The 2,364-nt window shown below is 61.5% G+C and carries 1 protein-coding gene; it reads left to right on the top strand.

The features are described 5' to 3' along the window. Positions 1-40: 40 nt before the first annotated feature. A partial coding sequence (locus BRA62_RS10080) for a DUF5906 domain-containing protein (protein ID WP_292366440.1) occupies positions 41-2,364 on the top strand: 2,324 nt, incomplete at its 3' end.

The following is a 2,364-nucleotide window of genomic DNA, read 5'->3' as shown; positions in this document are numbered from 1 at the left end:
CGCGGCGACCTCTTCCGAGCCGGTCCGACAAGCCCCGGAGATGAAGTACGCCGCCATCCCCGACACGATGCGCCAGGCGGCCCGGTGGGTAGTCTGGCAGTACGAGATCCGTGATGGGAAGAAAACTAAGGTGCCGCAAACCCCGGGGAAGGGACAGGCGAAGAGCACCGACCCTACTACCTGGGTGACGTTTGAAGAGGCGTGCCGGGCGGAGCAGTTCTACAGCGGGATCGGGTTTGTCCTGGGCGACGGGTGGTTAGGCCTCGACGGGGATCACGTACGAGACCCCGAGACTGGAGAATGGTTGCCCGGAATCCTCGACGAGATCAAGAGCGTTGCATCTTACGCGGAGATCTCCCCGTCGAAAACCGGGGCCCATGTGATTACATACGGGACGAAGCCGGGCGACAGGAGCCGGGCAAACGGCGAGGTGTGGGAGATGTACGACAGTGGCCGGTTCTTCACCGTCACCGGCGACCACATCCCGGGCACGCCTGGTGATGTGCGCGAACCGGCCCCCGGGAGCCTGGAGGCGATCTATGCGAAGATCGGGCGCTCACCGGAGGCACAGAGAGCCCCCACGTCAGCCCCGCGACCCGCGACTACCTCGGACCTGACGGACGAGGAGGTCGTCGAGAAGTGCCGGAACGCCGCGAATGCCGCGAAGTTCAATGCCCTATGGCGCGGTGACATAGCCGGGTATGGGTCCCACAGTGAGGCGGACCTCGCCCTGTGCAGCATCCTCGCCTTCTACAGTCAGGACCCCGCACAACTGGAGCGGCTGGTCCGGCAGTCCGGGCTTTACCGCGAGAAGTGGGACCGAACTGATTACGTGACGCGGACGATCAGCACGGCGCTTCAGGCGTGCCGCGAGACCTGGAGCCCGGGACGGCGCGACGTGCTCAAGTCCCACATTCGGCGGAAAGAGGAGGCGGCCGCAACGGTGCCGAAGCCAGAGGAGGGCCGGCGCGAAGACCCCGACACCATGACCCCGAAAGAGGTTTTCTCGTCCGTCAACCCCAAGACCGGCGCGGTATCGTTGATCTACGCAACGATCGCGGACTGGATTATAGCGACCCTCAGGACGATCACGTACCGGCGAACGGTATACGTCTATGACCGGGAGCGTGGGATCTACCGGGCGAATGATGGCGACATCGAGCAGATGGTACAGGAGATCGCGGACCGGTGCAGGTTCACCGGGCGGATCTCGACGGCAAAGAGGGAGGTTCTGTCTTACATCGTCGATACGACGATCGCGCGGGAATATCCGTTCAACACCTACCCTGGGATACCGTGCGCTAACGGCGTTGTGGTCTTCGACCTCGAGGCCGGGACCCGGAGCCTGATACCCCATGCTCCGGAGCACCGATTTACCTACTGCCTTCCCGTGACGTATGACCCTGCAGCGGACCCCGCCGAGATCCGGCAGGTGCTCGTATCATGGGCGGACGAGGGATCATACGAGATTCTGCTCCAGATCCCGGCACAGGCGATTCTCCAGGCCGCCCTGGTCGGAAAGCCGTTTAAGAAGTCATACATCATTCATGGGGATACCAACGGCGGTAAATCGTCCTACCTCGAACTAAACCGGCGGACCTTCGGTAATGAGAACATCGCCCGGGTGATGCTGCAGCAGATCGGAAGCGATCGGTTCTGCTTGGCGAACCTGGAGGGTAAGCTCCTCAACATCTATGATGACCTCGACGACGTGCCCCTTCGAAATTCGTCGGTCCTGAAGGCGATCACCGGTGACGATATGCATTACGTAGAGAAGAAGGGCCGCGACGCATACGAGGCCCGAATCTTCTGCGTGCACATCTTCACGTGCAACAGGCCCCCTTCAACACCCGAACGGGTGCAGAATGACGCGGCATTTTGGAATAGGTGGGAGTTCATCACGTTTTCAAACTACTTTGAGGTTAACCCGAAGTGGCATGATCGGGTGCTCACCCGGGAGACGTGCAGCGCATACTTCAACCTCGTCCTGGATGTGGTCGCGTCCACCTATCAGGCGGGAGAACTGCCGGTTAAATCGAGCCCCTGCGAGGTGCGGGACGCATGGCAAACGAACAGCGATCCGATCTATCGGTTCGTCTCGGAGAACATGGACCGGAGCGAGGCCGGGCACGTCCTGAAGGACGACGCCTATACCGGGTTCCTGAACTTCGCCCGAACAGAGAACGTCCCGCCCTCGAAGATCCCGGCAACCCCCGAGACCTTCGCAAAGGCGATATTCAAATATGGGTTTTCGCCGGCACGGATTCGGGCAGGTGGTGAACGGGTCCGGGTGTTCAGAGGATATACCTGGAAGAGCAGCAGCCAATACCGGCCGGGTGGAGCGACCAACGCGATCCTTCAGGG

It is taken from the genome of Methanoculleus sp. UBA208 (genome assembly GCF_002498065.1).
Classification (GTDB): domain Archaea; phylum Halobacteriota; class Methanomicrobia; order Methanomicrobiales; family Methanoculleaceae; genus Methanoculleus.
The sequence above is the reverse complement of the archived record's forward strand: the minus strand, read 5'-3'. Positions and strand labels throughout refer to the sequence as shown.